The following is an 18,062-nucleotide window of genomic DNA, read 5'->3' on the forward strand; positions in this document are numbered from 1 at the left end:
GCGAAATTTTGAACTCACTTAGTTTTTAAATACGAATGCTTTAAAGACAAGCGATTTTAAATTCAAACTAGAATAAAAATAAGAGGTAAACCAATGTTCAACCTATCATTTCTAAAAAAGACCTTTAGTGCAGGTCGCAGAAAGCTTGTGATGAGCTCGGCATTACTCGGTGTTATGAGTGTGGTTAGCTTACCTATTGTTGAGGCCGCGGATAGTGACCTGAAAATACTTCATTCACGTAGCTTTACCGATATTCAATCCCTTGATCCCGCTTTTTATACCGCAGCAACAGATGAAGACGTTATGGGAGCGATTTATAACAAACTTATCTATTACAAAGCCGGTAAAGATTGGGAATGGGAGCTACAAGCAGCGAAGAGTATAGAGCAAATTGATGATACTCACATCGCGTTTGAGTTAAAGCCTGGCATCATGTTCTCCAATGGCTTTGGAGAAATGACAGCTGAAGATGTGAAATTTTCTTATGAACGAATTATTGATCCAGAACTTGCCTCTCCCGTAGCCTCAGATTGGGGAACCTTAGACCATGTTGAGGTAACCGGAAAATACACAGGGGTTATCGTATTAAAAGAGGCTTTCCAACCACTTTGGAATATTACGCTGCCTTATGCGGCTGGTAATATTTTATCAAAGAAAGCGGTTGAATCTGTTGGTGGTAAGTTTGGTAGTAAGCCGCCTGCTATTTCTGGCCCATTTCAAATTAAAGAGTGGAAGCCTAAACAAGTTGTTATTCTAGAACGAAATCCATTATGGACAGGCAAGATGCCAGTTTATGATGAAATTCATATTCACCAGATAGATGATGAAAAAACGGCTGAAATTGCTTTTGAAGCAGGTGATATAGACTTTACTCGTATCAGCTTGAGCTCATTGCAAAACTACCGTGATACACCGCCTAAGGACTCGCTATTAAGTGAAAATCCTTCTCTATTTTATGTTTGGGTGGGAATCAATCAGGAAAACAGCAAACTGTTAGACCCTAAAGTTCGTCAAGCGATCCAGCTTTCAATTGATGTACCTTCTATTCTCGCTGCTGCCTATTTTGATGCTGCTGATGCTGCCACAGGGATTATCGCCCCTGGACTAACTGGCCATAGAGAGAAAAGCATACTGGCACCTGCTGCAGATTATGCAAAAGCTAAGCAACTTCTAAATGAAGCTGGCTACGGGTCTGGGCTGGACTTATCTATTGATATTTTGAACAAGAGTACCTTTGTGACAGCTGCACAAATTATGCAGGCGACAATGGCAACTGTGGGTATTCGTTTAACGGTTAACCTACATGAATCAGGCTCTTTCTGGGCATTAGGTTCTGAAAGTTCTGGTGATCGTTGGAAAAATATTGAGCTGGTGATGAACCGATTCTCTATGACGCCAGATCCTTATTATGCAAGCCAGTGGTTTGTCGAAAAGCAAGTGGGTGTTTGGAACTGGGAGCGCTTTCGTAATCAAGAGTTTGATGAACTTCATGAAAAGGCGCTGAGTGAATCATCTGAACCAAAACGTTCGATCATGTATCAAAAGATGCAAGATATTATGGAAGAATCTGGTTCATATCGATTCATCACACATGAATCAACTCCTATTATTTATCGCAACGCTATTGTTCCTGCATTACGCCCTGACGGCACACCTTTGTACAGAAGCTTTCAGTAATAGTTGAGTTGAGAGGCTTAACCTATTAAGCCTCTTTTATCTGTTATTGCCTTTATTCAAGTGTTAAGCCAGACCTAAATTGGCCCGGTTTAAGTGCTCACCCGTTATTAAGTGAGATGATTATGTGGTTCTTTCTAGTTAAACGCTGTGGCTTAGGTGTACTCATTGTATGTTTAGCCGTAACGGCTTTATATCTAATGATTCATTCTATTCCAGGAGACCCGGCCAGTATTATTTTAGGGCCAAGGGCAACGGAAGAAATGAAAGCAGCGTTAGCTGTTAAAATGGGGCTAGATCAACCCATTTTGATCCAACTATTTAACTTCTTTAAGGATGTCTTTCAAGGGGATTTGGGCTTTGATGTTTTTAGTCAAAGGCCTGTGATTGATATCATAATGGAGCAATTGCCACATACCCTGATTTTGATTCTTGTCAGTATCATGTGGGCAGCAGCGATTGGTATTCCACTTGGTTGTTATTCTGCTATTTATCAGAACTCTTTGTTCGACAAAATCAGCGCTATTCTATCGGTTGGTACAATAGCAATTCCTTCCTTTGTTGTGGCTATTTATGGCTTGCTCATTTTCTCAGTTACCTTGCGTTGGTTACCAGCTATAGGGGCAGGTGATTCAGGTGATATCGCAGATCAACTTACTCATCTTATCTTGCCATCATTAGCGGTAGGGTTAGGTTGGGTTGGCTATATTTCAAGGCTTGTCCGTTCGTCCATGCTGGAAACTTTAGGTGCCAACCATATCCGTACGGCAAGAGCCTTTGGGTTACCTGAAAGAGTAATCATTTATCGTTATAGCTTGCGTATTGCCATACTACCTACCATCACATTATTAGGTGTTGGAGTGGGTTATCTCCTTTCGGGGGCATTGTTTGCAGAAATCGTATTTGCAAGGCCAGGTATCGGTAAGCTGATTTTTGATGCTGTATCTACCAGAAACTACCCAATCGTTATGGGATCAGTCCTGATTACCACCATTTTGTTTGTCATAGTGACCACCTTAGCAGACTTTGTTAATGCCCTTTTAGACCCACGTATTAGAGCCCATGCTTAGGAGTATGTATGACTGTTTCAAGCCTCAAGCAGATGTTAGTTATGCCTAGTTTTGAATTTTTAACAGGTTTTAAATTAGCGATTAAGCGCCTTTGTAAAGAGCCTTTGGGTTTACTGGGTCTAATTCTTGTTACCTTAATTGTAGGGAGTGCAATCTTAGCGCCTTGGATAGTGCCTCACGATCCGATTGCTATTGATGTTTTGAATCGCTTAAAAGGGCCGTCGGCTGAGCATTGGTTTGGCACAGACCAACTCGGTAGGGATATTTTTTCCAGAGTATTAATGGGGAGTCAGGTGGCATTAAAAGTGGCTTTTTCAGCCATCTCATTAGCACTTGGTTTCGGTTTGTTGTTAGGGCTGATTGCGGGCTTTGGTCCAGCTTGGTTGGATCATATTATCGTGACCTTATTTGATACGGTTCGATCATTCCCAACGATCATCTTTGCTCTAGCAGTGGTGACATTAACAGGACCTAGCTTAACCACCATTATTCTAGTGATAGTGGTTACCTCAATACCCATTTATGGTCGTGTTGTTAGAACGCAAACTCAAGCACTTAGTGCGCAAGAGTTTATTCTGGCTGAGCGAGCTTTGGGTGCCAGCATGCCAAGAATATTAGGTGTGCATATGCTTCCTAATGTTATTGGTCAACTTTTAATTCTTGCCAGTATGGATGTGCCTATTGTGATCACCATTGAAGCTGGCTTGAGCTTTTTAGGTTTAGGTATTCAGCCTCCAACGCCAAGTTGGGGCACTATCTTAAACGACGGTTACTTATTTATTCGCAATACTCCTTGGATGATTATAGCGGGCGGGATTCCTCTTATTTTATGTACCTTAGGTTTCACCTTTTTAGGCGAATCATTGAGGGATATTTTTGACCCTAAATTGCGTAAGGATATCTAATACCATGACTGAATTAATTTTAGATGTGCATGACTTATCGATTGATTACCGTACCCCAAGAGGTAAATTGAAAGCTTTACGCAATATTAATATGCAAATCCCGAAAGGAAAAATTGTAGGCATAGTTGGTGAGAGTGGATGCGGTAAATCTACCTTGATTGGTGCCATTATTAACTTACTCGCTTCCAATGCAGAAGTGACTAAAGGCGGTATAAAACTTGCTGAAGATGAGCTGTTTAACTTGTCAAAAAAACAGATGCAAGCATTAAGAGGAGATCGCTTCTCTATGGTGTTTCAGGATCCAATGACGAGCTTAAATCCCGTTGTCTCGATTGGTAACCAAATGATAGATATTCAATACCGAGACAAAATAAGCAAAAAAGAGAAAGCGGCTAAGGCCGCTGCTATGTTAGATAAGGTTGGTATTCCTGATCCAGAAAGCCGCTTATCTCAATACCCACATGAATTCTCCGGCGGCATGTTACAACGAATTGCCATTGCTATGGCTTTATTGGTCGAGCCAGAACTATTGATTGCTGATGAGCCAACGACTGCACTCGATGCAACCCTAGAAGTGCAAATTATCTATCGTTTGAAAGAGTTACAAGCAAGCCAAGGGTGCTCTATTTTATTTATTTCACACCATCTTGGTGTCATTGCTGAGCTGTGTGATGAAGTCGTGGTTATGTATTCGGGTGAAGTGGTAGAAAAAGGCAGTGTTAGGGATATCTTCCATAACCCTAGCCACCCTTATACTCAAAAACTTCTGCAATGTGATCCTGCTGCCATTAAACATAAAACCAGAGACTTGCCGACCATTCTAGGTAGTTTACCCGATCTTATCGAAGTGCCTAAAGGGTGTATTTTTGCCGAACGTTGTGATTTTGCAAGTGCAAATTGCCATGAGAATAAGCCTAAAGTCAGTCAGTTAAATGATAATCATATGGCTAGTTGCCACTTATTGAATGAAGCAGGAGCTCTTTATGCTTAATTTATTAGAAGCTCGTGATGTGAAGGTACGTTTTCGTAGCAAATCCATTATCAAGTCTTTAATTGAGCGTGATGATGACCCTTTTTTAGATGCCGTTTGTGGTGTCTCTTTAAATGTTAAACCCGGTGAGACCTTTGCAATAGTGGGAGAGAGTGGTTCGGGGAAAACCACATTAGCACGAGCTATCACAGGGTTAGTTAAAGCCCAGGAAGGCAGTATCAGATACCTAGATAAAGAGTTAATAGGTTTGAGTAGTTCACAATTCAGACCTTTGCGTCGAGATATTGCCATGATGTTTCAAGATCCAATAGGGTCACTGAGCCCGCGCTTAACAGTCGAATCACTTATTACCGAGCCATTTAAAATACACGGAGTCAAAGTTGATGATTATGCAGAAGAAGCGAGGCGGCTCTTATCTATGGTTGGATTACCTGCTCATTTTGCCAGTCGTTATCCTTTTCAGTTAAGTGGAGGTCAAGCGAGGCGAGTTGGGGTAGCAAGAGCATTGGCCCTTTCACCTAAACTCATTGTGGCTGATGAGCCAACCGCCGGGCTGGATGTATCTGTTCAAGGGGAAATACTTAATCTGCTAGCAAAACTACAGAGTGAGTTAGGTCTAAGTCTGCTGATTATTACGCACAACTTAAGTGTTGTACGCCATATTAGTGATCGTATGGGGATAATGTACTTAGGCCGATTTATTGAGCAAGGCAATACAGATGATATTTTTGAACAGGCTAAGCATCCTTATACTCAAGCTCTTTTGTCTGCTAATCATGATCCAGACCCAGACGCTCATTCAGAGCGGATTGAATTACAAGGAGAGGTTCCGAGCCTTTTACAGAGACCTATGGGTTGTGAGTTTCATACTCGATGTCCACATGCCAAAGATATTTGTCGTACTCAAGTGCCTGAAATGAGGTATTCAACCAGTGGGCATCAAGCCCAATGCCATCTTATTGACGCTATTTAATCTGTTGAGTGACTTGTTTATCGACTTGATAAATCAGTGTGCTTAAAACAGACACATGAATTGGATATATAGACTCACCAGTCTCCTGAAATGTATATCCACTTTTGGGCTGCTTTTATAGCAGCTCTTTTTTTTGCTTTTAAATTTTTAGAGAAAGCGCTTTAAAATAAAAAGGTCGAGGTCATGTTAGACGTAACACATATTTTATTATTGGTTTTTTTGATCTTAGCTAGCTATATACAAGCCAGTACGGGCTTTGCGTTTGCTCTCGTTGTCATGAGTGGTGTAACGGCTTTTGATTTAGCGCCTATTGAAGTAACCGCCTTTGTTGTCAGCTTCTTAAGCTTGGTAAACTCTTCTATTGGTTTACAAGGTCGCTTATGGCGTAAAGTTGATAAATTAGCGCTAGGGTATCTTTTAATTCCGTGTGTGCCGGCGACTTTTTTAGGCGTTTACTTATTAGCTTATTTTGGTGAGAGTCAGCTTGCTTTGCTCAAGCTCATTCTTGGCTGTTGTATTCTTATTAGTAGTTTAGCCATGCTAATTAAGGTGAGTGAAAAAACATCCAAAACGAGTAAATTTGGCTATCTCCTAAGTGGCCTTATTTCTGGTGTCATGGGGGGAATGTTTGCGGCTTTCGGCCCGCCTATGACTTATATTATGTATCGTCAAAACATTAGTTTAGAAACGATAAGAGCGACGCTTTTAATGGCGTTTACTTTTACTTCGGTGATTCGTTTAGCATTCGTTATAAGCAGCCAAGAGGTGAGTGAACAAGCTTACTTATTAAGTGCAGTAGGTGTTCCTGTGGTTATTTTAGCGACCCTTGCAGTAGGTTATTTTCCGTTACCTTTTTCCTCAAAACGAATGAAGCAGTTTGTTTACTTTATTTTATTTGCATCAGGATTCAGTTTAATTATACAAGCACTTTAATTGAGTCAAGACTAGTTAAGTGATTGTCTATAAATACTAATTTAGAAAATATTAAGTTGTTTTGGATTTATTGTTCTGATTAAGAAACAGATATTTCATAATGCGATGTTGACACAAATCACATACCTGACGTAAGGTAGGTGAATGAGTATTAATAAAGACACACGTACCGCTATCCTAGATGCAGCGCAAGACTTGGTTCAACGCCAGTCAATCAGCGGAGTTAGTTTTCAAGAGCTAGCTAAACGCACGGGCATCAAAAAAGGGAGCATGTATTATCATTTTGAATCTAAAGATGATTTGACCTTGGCTTTATTAGAAAGGGCAAACATAGATTTACGTGAAAGTTTTGAGCGAGGTATAGGTAAAACACCAAAACAACGACTTGATTATTACTTTAATATCTATCGTTTATACGTGATTCCAAGCGAAAAACTTTGTCCAGCTGGCGCTTTTGCTGGTGAGTGGGATAAGTTATCGCCACCTGTTCAAGAAACGGTTAAAAAACTACTAATTACTCAGTCTAAAGGGCTCAAGAGTGTATTAACCGCTGGTATAGAAAACGGTGACTTTAAAGATCAAGGGCAAAGTATTGATGAACTTACCCAGTGGATAGTGTCATGTATACAAGGTTGTCTATTAGTGTGTCGCATCTATGACTCTAAACAAGCCTTTGAAAGTGCTGTGAAAGTCATCAACTGCTATCTAATGCCTGATCAAAGAACAGATTAAAAAAATTTGCTTTAAAAACCTACCTTACGTCAGGTTTAGGCTTTATTGCAAACACCTTATTAAAAGATGAATAGCCGAGGCTAAATGATGAATATCGCATTTACACTTTTCCGTTTAAAGAACCAGCTTACCAGCTTGTTTGCTTCGGCGAATACTGCTCATAAATTTGCTGAAGTTTTCTTAAAACCTAAGCGTTCTGAAGTGAAAGATTGGGAGCTAAGAGCTGAATTAAAAGGTGAACGAATCAATTTAGGTGATGAAGTAAGCGCAATTAAATGGTGTGCTGAGGCAGCTAAATCAAATAATAAACAGATCTTGTTAGTACATGGTTGGGAAAGCCGAGCGACTCATATGTATGGTTTAGTTGATGGTTTGCTTGAGCAAGGCTATAACGTGGTGGGTTTAGATATGCCAGGTCATGGCCAATCTCCGGGTAACTCTTCTAACGCTAATCTTTTTGCTCAAACAATATTATTAGCAGAGCAAACACTGGGTGAGTTTAGTGTCATTATCGGCCATTCTATGGGAGCCTCTGCGACGTCTATTGCCGTGGGGAAAGGAGTATCACCAGAGAAAATGGTTTTAATATCTGGCCCTTCATCAATCGAAAACTCCATTAGACATTTTGTTAGTTTAATTGGCTTTAATAAGCGTACTTCTGATCATTTCATCGCTCGTATCGCTCAATATGTGGGTGTCCCTTTTCATCAGCTTGATGCCACTAATCTATTACAAGAGTGTCAGATACCCACTTTATTGATTCATGATGAAAGTGATAAAGAGGTATTGCACAGTGAATCAAAGCGTTTGGAAAGTGTGCTACAAAATGCGCACTTGATGACAACTCAAGGATTTGGTCATAGAAAAATTCTTAAGGCTCAGCCGGTTCTTGAAGCAATTTCAGATTTTGTTGCCAGTGATACACATTTTTTTAACCTAGTTAAAGGTAAGTAAATTAAGTAGTTAACTTCTTCGTATATATCAGTTAAGTCTGTCAGCTTAATTGGTATTTTTAGCCAACTAGTTAGTCGTAGCTAGTTGGTTTTTTTTTGCTTGCGATTAAACCTTGTTCTGAGGTTCGTTTTCTCTTCACAAAACGTTGATTTTTATGAGTCTTGTTCATAAAAGTTTATAAAATTAAACGTAGAAATTCCTGTGCATATATTAATTTAACCTATAATTCTTTACAGATAACAATAGGATATAAAGGTTAAACAGGGAGATTTTATGAACATCAAAAAGACCAAGATTATGTTCTTTTCGTTCTTAACCACATTTTTACTTGTCGACGTAATTAGTGCTTTTTTTCAAGATCATATAGAGCCAATGTTGAGTATTATGTTCGCTCTAACATCCTTCCTATTGTTTGTTTTAGGTTTTTATATATTTAATATTATTGAGAAAATTATCTTTTTTAAAGATAAAGAGATTGATGACCTTTCTCATAAATTAGAATTGAAAAATGATGAGGATCATTCTGTATTTGAAAATATATTGAATGAAAATATATTTTTAAAAGAACGTGTTTTTATTCAATCTAAGGCAATTGAAATTGCAAATGTTGGCATAACAGAGTTTTATAATAACGACTCTAGTTGTACTGTTTGTTATGTAAATGATGAATATTTAAATATTACAGGCAAGAGTAAAGAAGGTGTATTAGGTGAAGCCTCTTTATTTATTAGTAAAATAAAAAAAGATGCCACTGAGTATGAGAAGTTTACTCAATCACTTGCCTGTTATGATGACTATGAAACGACAATTCAAGACGTTAAAAGTAACGGCGCTAGCTATTGGAATAACGTACATGTCCTTCCCATCTTTAATAAAGAAAACTGTGTCGATAGGTTTCTTGCAGTGCATTTAGATATTACTGAAATTTGTAATGCTGAAAACTTTTCTGAATCCGCTAATCTAGCTTTAGAAGAAATATTACATACTACAAACAATAAATTAGAAAGCTCCCAAAATAGAATGAAAGCCGTGTTTAAATCTGCTATTGATGGCATGTTTATCGCTAATGATAATGAAGAATTATTGGATATTAATGAATCTGCTTTAAAAATGTTTGGCTATGAAAAAGATGATATTTTAGGTAAGCGTTTCAGTAAGTTATTAGAGTTTTCTGACGATTCTGATATGAACCTTGTGAGTATTAACTATATTACTCAAACCCAGTTATCAGGCGAGACTATAGAAACAACGGGTAAGTCTTGTGATAACGAAATATTTCCTCTTTCCATTCATGCAAATAGTTTCGTTTTTAATAATGAGAGATTTTACTTTGGTACTTTAAGGGATATCAGTGTCGCGAAAATTACAGAATACGAATTAAACCTAAGTAAGAAACATCTACAAAAAATTCTTCATAGATTAAACCTGGCCACAGAAGCTGGTGGCATAGGGATTTGGAACTGGAACTTCATTACAAATCAATTGGAGTGGGACGATAGAATGTACACCCTCTATGACGTTGATAAGGAAGATTCTCTTAATAACTATGAAATGTGGCGCGGACGTGTTTTACCTGAAGATGTTGAGGCCGCTGAAGCAGAATTAGCCTTGGCTAGAGAAACGCTCTCTCAGTTTAATAGTGAGTTCAGAATTAGACTGAAATCTGGCGAAGTACATTGGATTAAGGCCGCTGCCGATGTCATATTCGACGAAGTGACAGGTGAAGCGATTGGTATGGGTGGTGTGAATATAGACATCACCAAGGAAAAAAATGCCCAAGACTTTTTAAGGCAAGAAAGCGAAATTGCTCAAGCTGCCAATGAAGCTAAATCTATGTTTCTTGCAAACATGAGCCATGAAATACGCACGCCAATGAATGGTGTAGTGGGTATGGTGAGTTTGTTACATGAAACCGATATGAGTCAAGATCAGCAAATTATGGTCTCAACCATACGGGACTCAGCCTTAACATTGCTCAATATTATTAATGATATTTTGGACTTCTCAAAAATTGAAGCAGGGCAAATGTCATTAGAAATTATCCCAGTAGATTTTCAGCTAGTGGTAGAGAGGACTGCCGATGTACTTTGGCTGCAAGCGAATAATAAGAACATTTCGATTTACATTACCCATGATCCAAAAATACCACAAACCATCATGAGTGATGGGGTAAGGTTGAGCCAGATACTGATTAATGTATTAGGCAATGCGGTTAAGTTTTGTGGCGGTGATGAACATTCATTCGGTGAAATTTGGTTAAAAACACATTTCATTAATCGCGGTGGTAAAGAGTCTGTCGACATTATTATTTCGGATAATGGAATTGGCATGACGAAAAAACAATTATCTAAGCTATTCACTGCTTTCACACAAGCTGACACCTCAACAACACGCATGTACGGCGGCACAGGTTTGGGGCTTTCCATCACTAAAACCTTATTAGAAATGATGGGAGGAACTATCAGTGTTGAAAGTGAAATCGGTATGGGAAGCACATTCAAAATTAATGTACCGATAGATACCTCTGCTTTAAATAATGATGAGGTAACCCCAATTGATTTAGTTTCTAAAAAGATTCTATGTATCTATAGTGATTTGAATCTGAAAAACGCGATTCAAGATAACTTGTCCTACTATGATTGCGATTTGAGCTTTGTGACTACGATAGATAAAGCTGAAGTTGTGTTATGCCATGCTAAAAACGAAGACGAAGCTTTTGATATGTTGGTCCTCTGTCCTGAGTACAGCCTAGATGACATCAAGGAACGTAGAGAAAGTCATGTTGGCTATGACGGATATGACGATCTGAAAATTGTATCAATGACAGATAATCCTTCTAAGAGCAAAGGCATAGTTAAGCCAAATGCTTATATTTTGGCTGCTCATCCTCTAAAGCCCAGCAACTTTATTAATGCTATAGCCTCTTTGTTTGGCATTTGTAGCCCAAATATTCAGAGCGACAGCACGTTAAAAGAGACGCTATCAGATAGCTCTGATGAGAGTTCTGCAGTCTCTGATGCCTTTATTCTTGTGGCAGAAGATCAGCCAACTAATAGGGATGTTTTGCAGCGACAATTAACACGGCTTGGTTATCGTTGTGAAATGGCGAATGACGGTAAAGCAGCACTCAATAAATGGAAAAAGGGTGGGTACGATTTAATTTTAACAGACTGCCATATGCCGGTTATGGATGGTTTTGAACTAACCAAGGAAGTGAGGTTAGTGGAAAGCCAAGATAAAAGTTTAGGGCACACGCCTGTTATTGCTATCACGGCCAATGCATTAGTGGGTTCAGCTGAGCAATGTATCGCCTCAGGCATGGACGATTATTTATCAAAACCGGTAGAGCTTTCAGAACTCGGTAAAGCTCTGCAAAAATGGATTCGACAAGCGTCTTTAACTAGGGTTATTGAAGGGAAAGAAGAAGCTAGGGCCAAGCATGAGTCTATCGATATTGTGGATGTCTTAGATAACAGCCCGATTAATCTTTCCAAGCTTAATGATATTTTAGGCACCTTAGATGATGACGTGATAATCCCTCTTTTAGAAGGATATTGGGAATCTGTGTGTGATGATTTTGATAAGTTAAAGCAAGCACTGGATTTACATAATAGCCAAGAGCTGCAAGAACTAGCGCATGCCGCTAAAGGGGCTGCGAATTCAGCAGGTGCCGATGCCTTAGCAGAGCAGTTACTAAAAATTCAGAATACAGCAACGCAACAAGAGTGGGATGAGCTAAGTGAGCTCTATGCTAAAAGTGTGTCTGAGCTTGAGAAAATTAAGCAGTATCTACAGCAGGAAAGCATTATTTAACACAAGGCGGTATTAATTATGAAAACTTCTTCAATGACCATTCTTGTGGTGGAAGACCATGATTTTTCTAGGAAGCAGACCCTAGCTATGTTGCTGCGAATCGGTTTTGAAAATGTCTTATCTGCTAAAAATGGCGAGCTCGCCATTGAACGGCTTAATCAGCATAAAATTGATTTAGTCATTACTGATATCAATATGCCCAGTATGAATGGTATGACCTTGATAAAACAAGTCAGGCTGGGTAAAACGAAAAATAAAAAGGATTTGAAAATTATTGCCGTCACTTCTTATTCCAATATCAAGGTGATCACGACTTGTATGGAGTTAGATATAGATGGCTTCTTAGTTAAGCCTCTTGCCGTTAAGCCCTTAACTGAAAAAATAAATAGTGCAGTTCTAGAGTCATCTAGCTTGTATCATGAAGCTAGGTATCAAGATGTTGAAACCATTTTTGATAGTTTAAGTGACGATACTTTAAGTCTGGCTGAGGTTGATGACTTTTGTGAGAATGTCTCATTACCTAGTCTAGAAGGTATTCAAAGCATTCCGAATATCAAGCAACTCAAAGAAGGTATGGTATTGGTGGAGGGCATCTTTACCAAAAATGGATCCTGTTTGATATGCGCTGGTATCGAGCTAAATGAAAAGCATCTAAACCGGTTAATTGAATTAGAAAGCATAGTCTTAACAAGAGAAATTAAAGTGACACTATCTGCAAATACGGAAGTGACTTGATCCATTCAAAGCTAAAATCCTATAGCATTAAGGGGGCGAAATGCCCCCAAACTTTTACTAAGGGTTTTTAACTTTAAATACTTGAACACACTCTTCTAAATGATCTGACCCTAACTGCATTTGGGTTGAGGTTTCAGCTACATGTTCTATTTTTTCTTTTACTGAAAGAGTCCCTTGTTTTATCGTGCCAAGCCTTTCACTTATATCGTCTGTTACTTGCGCCTGTTGCTCTGAAGCTGCTGCAATTGAGGTTGTCATGTCGAATAGATTACCAACATAATTTTCAATTGAAGTTAATGATGTATTTGCTTGTTGGCTGTAGTCGACGGCTAATTTTATCTCTTGATCACAACCGCTGACTTTACTCACAACATCCTTACAGACACTTTCAAGAATGTTAATTTTATCGGTAATTTCACTGGTTGAGGCCTGGGTTCTCTGGGCCAGGCTTCGTACCTCATCAGCAACCACGGCAAATCCACGGCCCATTTCACCTGCTCTTGCAGCTTCTATCGCTGCATTTAATGCTAATAAATTAGTTTGTTCTGCAATGCTATTGATAACTTCAACAATATTGGTGACATCTGAGACAGAGTTAACTAACTGGTCTGATTTCTCCATTGAAACGCTGAGCTCTTTGGACAGTCTATCGACGGCGTTTAGACAAGATTCGACGACCTGTTTACCGTCTTTAGTTTGAGTATCAATTTGGCTTACGGCTGCAACTGCATTGGTACAAGTTGAAGCTATCTCTTTTGTTGCCGTTGAGTTTTCGCTGACTGAGTGTGAAATAACTTCGACTGCGTCAGATTGCTCTGAACTAAATTGTGATGTGCTCTCTGTAATCTCATTAAGAGAGATAGAGTAAGCACTGGTATTTTTTGATTGATTTTTAATGTCGACCAATAAGGATGACAAACGCTCAATCATGTCGTTAAACGCCATGGCTAAATCAGATAGCTCATCTTTCCCTTCAACTAAGATGTTTCTAGTGAGATCTCCTTTAGCCACTTCTTTTGCTTCATGGGCAAGCTTGAGGGTAGGTTTGATAATGCGTTTGTTAATAGTGAAATAAGCAAACATCAAAATACATAAAATGATGCAGGTTAGTATTAAAGTGGCTATGCCCAAATCATAGCTAGAAGACTTGAGTTGGTTAAGTTCGGTTTGTGTTCGGGTATCAAGTAACACAAAAAACTCATCTACTGGTTGTTTAATTTGTGTCACGCTGTTTTCATAATCTTTTGAATAAAGCAGGGAGACAGCCTCTAGCCAGTCACTTCTTTGTGAGTCTGAAAGAGCTGAGTTACTGAGTTTTAGTAATGGCTCGATTAGCGCGAAAGCTTTTTCTTCAAGTTCGATTAATTTGAGCGATAGGGTATTAGATAAATCTAGCTTGGCAAGCTCATCCTCAGCAAACCCTGTTTCATTTAATTTATCAGCATAGCTCTTAGTTATGCCATCAGGCCAAGGTGCTTTACCTTCTAGCATGTCGACAACTTCTAAATAGTCATCAAAATATTTTGTATCTCTTGTTATGACGTATTGCCTTGCTAACTTAGTTAATAAATCTGAGTTTAATTTAGAGCTTAAACCCAGATTGTATGAGTTGTATCTATAGTCTGCTGCAGCATCAACTTTTGCATGATTATTAATTAACAGAGTGACTATGATAGCAAGCAAAAAAGTGAAAAAGACAAGCAGACTGAATATTGTTCTAAAACGATTTTTTAATGTCATAACAGGGCCCTCTAATATACTTTTAAAAGTTTAGAAGAGTTTTTTGTTATAACAATCAAGATAATGTAAATCTAATATATCACCTGATAAACGCACTTTTTTGAAATATATCTTGTGTCTGTTTTAAATCTAAAAATAACATAGGTGCGACAATTAAGAAGAGCACAATGTTGGATACAGGCATGGCCAACCAAACTCCATCTAGTCCAAAAAATTTGGGTAAAAGGTATAAGAAAGGTAGCTGAATAAACATATTTCCTAATGCAATACTTAGCGCCTTTCCAGGTTGATTAACACTGGTAAAATAAATGGATGCCAGCATGATAAAACCATCAAGCGCCAGTGCAAATAGGTGTAATTGAATACCGTGAATCGTTGCTTGCGCTAAGGCCTCGTCCTCATGATTAAAGAGTTGAATTAATTCATTAGGGAAGAAGTTTAATAATAGCGTCCATCCAAGGCCTGCTAATAAAGTGACCTTCATTGATAGCACGACTAAGGCTTGAATATCGCCTTGTCTTTTGGCTCCAAAAAAGTAGCTGATAGGAGGTTGAGACCCATCAGCGATACCTTCTGCAACAAAGTAATATATGACCATTAGATAACCGACTATGGCATAAGCCCCCACAGTAAGTGCGTTACCGTACTCCATAAATAAAGTATTGTGTAGCCCTACCATGACACTGGTATATACATAAATAATGAGGCTTGAAGCGCCTAAGGCAATCACTTTTTTAGCCAGTGAGAAATCAAAAACTAAATGTGTGTTCTTTGTTTTCTTTTCTAGTTGAAAAGGTTTGGTTGAGTAGTGACTAAAGAAATATATAAGCCCCAATACACAAACAATAAACTGAGCAATCAAAGTTGCAATGGCTGCGCCAGCTAGCCCGAGATTTAGATAATCGATAAAAACATAATCTAATAAAATATTGAGTAAAGCACCAAAGCCCATTAATCCGGTGGCAATCATAGGGCTATTATCATTTCGAATAAGTAGGGGTAAAGCCGCTGCAAAAATACTCAATGTGCCCGCTATGCTAAACCAATCTAGGTAAGCTTTAGCTAAAATGATACCTTCAGCTGTTCCTGATTGAAGCTCTAACAGAAACTCCCCAGCTAGACTTAATGAGAAGGATGAGACTAGGCCAAGGGCTATCATCACATACAAACTTGTCATTAAAAGCTTAGCGCTATAGTTGGATTTAGCGTTAGAGTCCTGCGCTATTTCAGACTCACCTTGGTGGATAGATAGCAGACTGCCTGCTCCTATGCCAACCATAATGCCGAAACCCACAAGAAAGAAGATAATGGGCCAAGCCATATTGATTGCAGCAAGACCGCTGTAACCAATTACCTTACCGATAAAAATACCATCGACAACCTGATAAAGCCCATTCACCAACATGGCAGTAATCGCAGGTAGGCTATAGCGCCAAAATGTACTGCGAATGTATTTAGCTTGCGTTTGTTTTGTCATAGATGTGTTCATGGGCAATAGCTGTCTGTGTCGGAGAAAATATTCACATCAGGATATCCTTATAATAAGATTGATGTTAGTTAGTTGGTATCTCTTTTAGAGATATAAAAAGAGAGTGTTAAGCTGAGGAATGCTCATGAATTGGACATTAGATGAATTAACGGCGTTTGTTTATTCAGTTAAGTTTGGCTCTTTTTCTGCCGCGGCACGAAAAATGGGAAAAGTGCAGTCACGTATTAGTACGGCGATAGCAAACCTAGAAGCAGACTTGGGTTTTGAGCTGTTTGATCGAAGTGCTAAGTTGCCAGTTTTAACAAAGGATGGTGAGCAAATGTTTATCGAAGCACAAGCTGTGCTTGCTCAGTGCCAGCGTCTTGAGGCGAGAGCAAAAGCAGTCACCATAGGTGAAGAGTTGACTCTCAAAGTCGCCTTGGATGAAGCTGTGCCAAATACAGCTTTTGAAGTCATGTTCCAGCGATTAGCGGATGAATTTCCTTCGTTAAAGCTTACTATCATTAATGGTTCTCAAGAAGATATCGCCCAATGGGTAGAACAAGGTATTGCCGATATCGGTATTATGTTTTACATCAGCACCTTAGCTGACTCACTTGAGTTTATGTCAATTGGACACTTTAGGCATAGTTTAGTGGTAAGCGCTCAACATCCATTAGCTCAATTTAAAGCACCGACAATTCACCAATTAGCCCAGTATAGACAGATCATTATTTGTGATCGAAAAGGTCAAACCCAAGAGCCACCTTTATCAGCAAACCATTGGCAAATAGACAGCTACTATTATATTTCTATGATGGTGATGAGAGGCGTTGGTTGGGCTTTGATTCCTGAGCATGTGGCGAAATCTGATTGGGTATTAGAAGAGTTGGTGGAGCTTTCGAGTGAGTGCATTCCTTCTCCTTTGATGGTGGAGATAGGTGTGGTGAACCGTCGAGATAAAGCTATTGGCCCTGTGATGACTTGGCTTTTTGAAGCTTTAGACTCCTTACTAGCAGAAACTAAATAACGAATAAAAGGATGATGAAATGAAAGGGGCCAGACTTTGGCCCCTTTGTGTTTACTATGATTATCCTGGCTGAATATGTTTATTGGTTAGGTGTTTATCCCATACTCTAGCAGGTAGTAAATCCATTACCCTGGTTAGAATAGCAATGACAATAAATGAGAATATGATTCTAGCCCAAAAAACACCTGCGAAGTCAGCGCCTAATAAGAGCATGAGGATGGTGTCTTCTATCATGCTATGACAAAGGGCGAGTAAGCTCATAGAAGCGAAAATATCTCGTCTTGAAACATGTCCTTGTCTTGCTTCATTAATCAACAAACCACCACCAAAACTAATCCCTAAGGTAAAGCCAACGATAGTAATGGTTGTTGCTTGACGGCTGATCCCTAGCATTCGTAATAAGGGTGACAGCATATAGCCCATCAGTTTTTCAATGCCCAATAGTTTGAGTATTTTTAGCGCAAATAAGAGGCCCACAATGATAATTTGAATCATGATTAAGCTTTCAATCTGCCCCTTGGCCCAACCAAGTAAACTCGTGTCAGCAGGCTCAGGCTGCCATGACAATTGATTAACCTCTTGTAGGTAATCAAATTCAAGGTAAAGCTTGTTGAGTATCCATGCTAGTACTAAGCCGCCTCCAACCCTAAGTAAAAGCGTAAATCTAAGGCGAATACCTGCCTGTTGAGCAATACGCGCTTCAACGGGGAGGCCATGGGCAAAGAGCATGAGAATACAAAGAACCGTTACTTGTGCAACTGTCAGTGTTTCTGCTTGCTGAGCATAGAAGAAGACCAGCATACCAGCATAAATGTTGGTTAATATGGTGGTTGCCCAAACAATCCCCATAGACTCAGGTAAACCAACCCAATGCATAATTGGACCGAGAACCAAGGCAAAGTACTCTAAAAAGCCAAGACTTTCTAAAATCTTTACCACTATGATGGTGGGGATCATAAGTTTAAAAAGAGTGTAGGAAACATCCCATATTTCGATTAGCAGTTCTTTAAAAAAAGTTTTCATTTTTGTGTCGCTCAAATTAAC

The 18,062-nt window shown here is 39.1% G+C and carries 14 protein-coding genes; 11 read left to right on the forward strand and 3 right to left on the reverse strand.

What is annotated here, in order from left to right; translation table 11 throughout:
- The first annotated feature begins 93 nt into the window (after window positions 1–93).
- The 10 genes from TW85_RS10370 (at window position 94) to TW85_RS10415 (ending at window position 12,780) form a co-directional block, all read left to right on the forward strand.
- Window positions 94–1,677, forward strand: a complete 1,584-nt coding sequence (locus TW85_RS10370; RefSeq protein ID WP_046017032.1) for an ABC transporter substrate-binding protein — start codon at window positions 94–96, stop codon at window positions 1,675–1,677.
- A gap of 122 nt (window positions 1,678–1,799) precedes the next feature.
- The gene (locus TW85_RS10375; RefSeq protein WP_046017033.1) at window positions 1,800–2,744 is read left to right on the forward strand and encodes an ABC transporter permease; all 945 of its coding nucleotides are present in this window, start codon (window positions 1,800–1,802) and stop codon (window positions 2,742–2,744) included.
- Between the two features lie 8 nt (window positions 2,745–2,752).
- On the forward strand, window positions 2,753–3,649 hold the full coding sequence (locus TW85_RS10380; RefSeq protein WP_202904847.1) for an ABC transporter permease: 897 nt from the start codon (window positions 2,753–2,755) through the stop codon (window positions 3,647–3,649).
- Window positions 3,650–3,653: 4 nt separating this feature from the next.
- A complete protein-coding gene (locus TW85_RS10385) occupies window positions 3,654–4,640 on the forward strand; it encodes an ABC transporter ATP-binding protein (protein WP_046017034.1) in 987 nt (328 codons plus the stop codon).
- Window positions 4,633–5,613, forward strand: coding sequence for an ABC transporter ATP-binding protein (locus tag TW85_RS10390; RefSeq protein ID WP_084616223.1), 981 nt, complete (start codon window positions 4,633–4,635; stop codon window positions 5,611–5,613). Before TW85_RS10385 ends, TW85_RS10390 begins: the two co-directional genes overlap by 8 nt.
- Before the next feature lie 183 nt (window positions 5,614–5,796).
- Complete coding sequence (locus TW85_RS10395) at window positions 5,797–6,546, forward strand: sulfite exporter TauE/SafE family protein (RefSeq protein ID WP_046017035.1); 750 nt, start codon at window positions 5,797–5,799, stop codon at window positions 6,544–6,546.
- Between the two features lie 144 nt (window positions 6,547–6,690).
- Entirely contained in the window at window positions 6,691–7,278 is a 588-nt protein-coding gene (locus TW85_RS10400) for a TetR/AcrR family transcriptional regulator (protein ID WP_046017036.1), read from the forward strand.
- Window positions 7,279–7,365: 87 nt separating this feature from the next.
- Window positions 7,366–8,232: an alpha/beta hydrolase gene (locus tag TW85_RS25440; protein ID WP_052702080.1), complete on the forward strand. Its 867-nt coding sequence runs from the start codon at window positions 7,366–7,368 to the stop codon at window positions 8,230–8,232.
- Window positions 8,233–8,505: 273 nt separating this feature from the next.
- Complete coding sequence (locus tag TW85_RS10410; protein WP_052702082.1) at window positions 8,506–12,045, forward strand: PAS domain S-box protein; 3,540 nt, start codon at window positions 8,506–8,508, stop codon at window positions 12,043–12,045.
- 18 nt (window positions 12,046–12,063) lie between these two features.
- Window positions 12,064–12,780, forward strand: a complete 717-nt coding sequence (locus TW85_RS10415; protein ID WP_046017037.1) for a response regulator — start codon at window positions 12,064–12,066, stop codon at window positions 12,778–12,780.
- A 57-nt stretch (window positions 12,781–12,837) separates the two neighbouring features.
- On the opposite strand, the gene TW85_RS10420 is transcribed toward TW85_RS10415, so the two are convergent.
- Both TW85_RS10420 and TW85_RS10425 read right to left on the reverse strand, forming a co-directional pair.
- Entirely contained in the window at window positions 12,838–14,520 is a 1,683-nt protein-coding gene (locus tag TW85_RS10420; protein ID WP_046017038.1) for a methyl-accepting chemotaxis protein, read from the reverse strand.
- A 79-nt stretch (window positions 14,521–14,599) separates the two neighbouring features.
- Window positions 14,600–15,997: an MATE family efflux transporter gene (locus TW85_RS10425; protein WP_238326201.1), complete on the reverse strand. Its 1,398-nt coding sequence runs from the start codon at window positions 15,995–15,997 to the stop codon at window positions 14,600–14,602.
- 136 nt (window positions 15,998–16,133) lie between these two features.
- Here TW85_RS10425 and TW85_RS10430 point away from each other — a divergent pair, with 136 nt between their 5' ends.
- Window positions 16,134–17,018, forward strand: a complete 885-nt coding sequence (locus TW85_RS10430; protein ID WP_046017040.1) for a LysR family transcriptional regulator — start codon at window positions 16,134–16,136, stop codon at window positions 17,016–17,018.
- A 60-nt stretch (window positions 17,019–17,078) separates the two neighbouring features.
- On the opposite strand, the gene TW85_RS10435 is transcribed toward TW85_RS10430, so the two are convergent.
- Window positions 17,079–18,041: a nucleoside recognition domain-containing protein gene (locus tag TW85_RS10435; protein ID WP_046017041.1), complete on the reverse strand. Its 963-nt coding sequence runs from the start codon at window positions 18,039–18,041 to the stop codon at window positions 17,079–17,081.
- Window positions 18,042–18,062 lie beyond the last annotated feature (21 nt).

This window comes from Marinomonas sp. S3726, from assembly GCF_000967665.1.
Taxonomy (GTDB): Bacteria; Pseudomonadota; Gammaproteobacteria; order Pseudomonadales; family Marinomonadaceae; genus Marinomonas.

Bases quoted from the DNA above. Each gene is read 5' to 3' on its own strand.
- TW85_RS10380 (WP_202904847.1), top strand. From the start codon at position 2,753: ATGACTGTTTCAAGCCTCAAGCAGATGTTAGTTATGCCTAGTTTTGAA.
- TW85_RS10420 (WP_046017038.1), bottom strand. From the start codon at position 14,520: ATGACATTAAAAAATCGTTTTAGAACAATATTCAGTCTGCTTGTCTTT.
- TW85_RS10400 (WP_046017036.1), top strand. From the start codon at position 6,691: ATGAGTATTAATAAAGACACACGTACCGCTATCCTAGATGCAGCGCAA.
- TW85_RS10425 (WP_238326201.1), bottom strand. From the start codon at position 15,997: ATGACAAAACAAACGCAAGCTAAATACATTCGCAGTACATTTTGGCGC.
- TW85_RS10410 (WP_052702082.1), top strand. From the start codon at position 8,506: ATGAACATCAAAAAGACCAAGATTATGTTCTTTTCGTTCTTAACCACA.
- TW85_RS10430 (WP_046017040.1), top strand. From the start codon at position 16,134: ATGAATTGGACATTAGATGAATTAACGGCGTTTGTTTATTCAGTTAAG.
- TW85_RS10390 (WP_084616223.1), top strand. From the start codon at position 4,633: ATGCTTAATTTATTAGAAGCTCGTGATGTGAAGGTACGTTTTCGTAGC.
- TW85_RS10385 (WP_046017034.1), top strand. From the start codon at position 3,654: ATGACTGAATTAATTTTAGATGTGCATGACTTATCGATTGATTACCGT.
- TW85_RS10370 (WP_046017032.1), top strand. From the start codon at position 94: ATGTTCAACCTATCATTTCTAAAAAAGACCTTTAGTGCAGGTCGCAGA.
- TW85_RS10395 (WP_046017035.1), top strand. From the start codon at position 5,797: ATGTTAGACGTAACACATATTTTATTATTGGTTTTTTTGATCTTAGCT.
- TW85_RS25440 (WP_052702080.1), top strand. From the start codon at position 7,366: ATGAATATCGCATTTACACTTTTCCGTTTAAAGAACCAGCTTACCAGC.
- TW85_RS10375 (WP_046017033.1), top strand. From the start codon at position 1,800: ATGTGGTTCTTTCTAGTTAAACGCTGTGGCTTAGGTGTACTCATTGTA.
- TW85_RS10415 (WP_046017037.1), top strand. From the start codon at position 12,064: ATGAAAACTTCTTCAATGACCATTCTTGTGGTGGAAGACCATGATTTT.
- TW85_RS10435 (WP_046017041.1), bottom strand. From the start codon at position 18,041: ATGAAAACTTTTTTTAAAGAACTGCTAATCGAAATATGGGATGTTTCC.